This is a genomic window from Loktanella sp. DJP18 (assembly GCF_049310965.1).
Taxonomy (GTDB): Bacteria; Pseudomonadota; Alphaproteobacteria; order Rhodobacterales; family Rhodobacteraceae; genus Loktanella.
This window is the reverse complement of sequence record NZ_JBMERN010000233.1, coordinates 1-3301: the sequence shown is the minus strand read 5'-3', so window position 1 is coordinate 3301 and position 3301 is coordinate 1. Positions and strand designations below refer to the sequence as shown.

General features: G+C 57.1%; 1 protein-coding gene and 2 pseudogenes. All 3 read right to left on the bottom strand.

The window, feature by feature from the left end:
- Positions 1–640 (bottom strand): annotated as a pseudogene (locus ACOI1H_RS24395) (IS5 family transposase); the annotation flags it as partial.
- 122 nt (positions 641–762) lie between these two features.
- A complete protein-coding gene (locus ACOI1H_RS24390; protein WP_422440816.1) occupies positions 763–2553 on the bottom strand; it encodes a histidine kinase N-terminal 7TM domain-containing protein in 1791 nt (596 codons plus the stop codon).
- 338 nt (positions 2554–2891) lie between these two features.
- Positions 2892–3262: pseudogene (locus tag ACOI1H_RS24385) on the bottom strand (transposase); the annotation flags it as partial.
- Between the last annotated feature and the right edge of the window lie 39 nt (positions 3263–3301).

Sequence of the window (3301 nt, the reverse complement as noted above, 5' to 3'; positions counted from 1 at the left end):
TCAAGCGGACCTCCCCTTTCCGGGACGGACTCACGCACAGCTTCGGTGACGGGTATACCAAGTGCGGTGTAGCCGTTCAGGGCGGCGATGCGGATCTGGCCCTCTGCGACCTGTCGGTCGAAGTCACGCGCCATGTGGCGCTGCCCCAGAAGTTTAACACAGTGCATCTTCGTTTCGGCACGGCTTCGTCGGTGGTATCCACGCCAGTTTCGCCAGATCGCACGGCCGAGATATTTCGCCGCCCGCAGGACCTCGTTTCTGGCGACTGCACCAGCAGTGACGGTCCTCCAAGGCTTCGCGTTCTTGCGGGGCGGGATGACGGCGTGGGCACCGCGGTCAGCGATTGCATCATGGCACTTGGGGGTATCATAGGCACCGTCAGCAATGACGCTGCCGATCTCTTCGCTTGCTGGGATGTGGCTGAGCAGATCGGGCAGGACGTTCGCGGCACGCTCGGAACGATGGCGCTGCGCCGCTCACCATCGCCGATATGGTTCCCGGTGATCTCAACCGCTCGAAACTACAGCGTTTGCGCGTCGATCCCAAGGTGGATCTTGCGCCAGGCCCGCCGTTTGGGACAACCGTGCTTGCGCGCGTGCCACTCGCCTTCGCCCTCGGCCTTGCTGCCGGTGCTGTCCACTGCCCGGCAGTGGTTTGTCTTCAAACCATGAGCGTTCCAAAGGCGGTCGTTTTTGGCCGACCGACTCATCCAATGAATTTCAACGTGCCCGGATTAACTTGGGACCTGCTGGAGCTGAAGCCCTATGCGCAGAAGGCGGGCTCGGCAGCTTCATGGTTCAGCCGGTCCACAAGCCAAAACTCGATGTGGAACGTCGTCCCAAGGCCAACCCGGCTTTCGTAAAACAGTTCGCCAGAGAGCTGTTTGGCCAGTTGCTTCGAGATGTGCAGGCCAAGCCCGGATCCTTGGGTAGAGCCTTGGGCACTGTTTTGCACCTGCTCGAAGCGCCCGAAGACCTTGTCTTCCATACCGTCTGGAATGCCGCAGCCGGTGTCCTTGATAGACAGCCTGACCCGCCCATTCTGGACCTTGATCTCGCCCTCGACGATGTCATGCTCTTTCGAGAACTTGATGGCATTGGAGATCAGGTTATCCACGATCTGACGGATGGCGAATGCGTCGCCCATGATGACCGCGGATTTTTCCATCTTCGATGTGACGAGACGCACGTCCCGTTCTGACGCGAACATCTTGTTTTCCTCGATGCTCTCTTCGAGCAGATTTGCCAGGTCGACGAGGTTGCTTTCCAAGGACAACGCTTCGATGTCGATCTTCTGCGTCAGCAAGATGTTGTCGACCAGCCGCGACAGACGGACACCATTCCGGTTCGCGATCTCGAGCGACGACCGAATTGGACCGGCCAATTCCCCAAGACGACCGCTCAGAGCCAGCGCCAATCCCCCCTTGAGCGAAGTCAGCGGCGTGCGCAATTCATGGCTGACTACCGAGATAAACTCGTCCTTTGCGCGGCTGGCGTCACCTGCTTTCTTCAGCGCTTTTTCCAAGGCTAATGTAATGGCAATGCGGTCTGTGATGTCGACGAAGGTGACGCTCCATCCCAAGATACTCCCCGACGGATCAAGCGGATTGGCAATTTCCCGAACGCGGGGTTCATATACCTGCGCGCCGATGGTCATGTTGGCGACGTCTTCGGAGGTATTCAACCTAGCGATACTGGCGGGCATCGCATTCAGAAAATACTTGATGCCGTGCTCTCGTCCAGAGCGTTTCGCCGCGTTGTTCATAAGAATTATTTTTCGATGCCTATCGATCAGAACAACGGGTTCGCTCATCGTATTGAAGAGAATGGACTGACCGACAGAAGCCATGTCCATCGTCTTGTTTGTCACCAGCATCCAAGTGAACGGTAAGAGCGCGAACGTGAACATGAAGGCCGTGGGGTCAAGACCAAAGACTGTGAAGCCTAAGCCGACATATGCCGCGTTCGCAGTCAGCGGTGTCGTCGTGATGATGACCAGCATGGTCAGCAGCGGCCAGGCAGCCCGCTTGGCCCGCAAGAACGCTCTGCCCAGACAGTAAAGCGTCGCGAGTACAAATGCATAGAGGGTGCCGATGATCGCGTAGAACGCTGTCCCGTGGCCATAATCTATATAGGTTTGGCCCGCCGGGATGTTCGTCGCATCCGTATAGACGAGATTGTGCCAAGGATTGGTGGCGACAAAAGCGAACATGGCCAGGGGCACGATGGCCAATACGATGCTGGCTTTGCGCCGCCAGTAGGCGTTGTCGACATAGGCAAGAACAAAGAAACACCAGGCCACTGGCACCATCCCATTGCCCAGCCATGCCATGGTTGCCCATTGGAACTGGCAGGCGAAGGCCGCCGATGAGGCCTCGAGCCCGATCATCATCAGTGTCCAGATCATGGCCAGGAAGGTGAGAGCGTAGTAAGTCTTGCCTTGGAAGCTCTGGAATTTCATCATCCAGAACAAAACAAAGGCTGCGACTGCGCTGATGCCGATAACAAGCCACAAGACCGTGGTCGCTGTTAATCCCTCTAAACACATCATCATCGTTGTTGTTTCGCTAAAATCACATTATTTCAATCTATCAAATGGCTGTGCTCATGATTTGACCGATGCAAGGCGATTTTAAATTAATCAAGGGTGAGGGCGGTCGCTGAGTTGCGATTGGGTGCGAGGGGAGTGCTCCCATCGAGTGGTCCAGCTTGAATGTTAATGCATGTTCGGTCTTTGGTCTATCGGGACAATGCTCTGGGGTGCTGGCGGTCGGTATCCCAAAACGCTGTGCGGCCTGACTGTGATGTAGTGACGCGGCGTTGTTGCATAACTCAGGCCTGAGGCATGGCTTCCCCTTTCCCCGTCAATGTCATGCCACGTGGACGATCTCAACCATGAGAGGGGATCAAAAGGTGCAACGGGCCCTTTGAGCCACGGTAGGGGATGTTGACGGCCAAGGCCTTCTGGCGGCGGGACAGGGTGCTGAAGTCGGGCACCGACCAGTCAAGGCCGACCAGCCGCAAGAGGCTCTCGACGAAGCCGGTCGTCTGCCGAAGCGCCATGCCAAACAGGACCTTCATCGTCAGACACGTCTGGATCGCCGCGTCACTGTATTCAGGTTGCCGACCGCGCTTGCCGGTCGGTTGCGGCACCCAGACCATTTCCGGATCGAACCAGATCGTGAGCGAACCACGGCGCTTGACGCTTCATTGTAGGCTGGCCAGTTCCCGGACCTGTAGGTCGTGGGTGTGGGTCTGTTCATGCATCCAGCTATCACGCTATAATCTCGAGATGAATCCCT

Excerpts from the sequence above, each read along its gene's own strand:
- ACOI1H_RS24390 (WP_422440816.1), bottom strand. The coding sequence starts at position 2,553 with ATGATGATGTGTTTAGAGGGATTAACAGCGACCACGGTCTTGTGGCTT.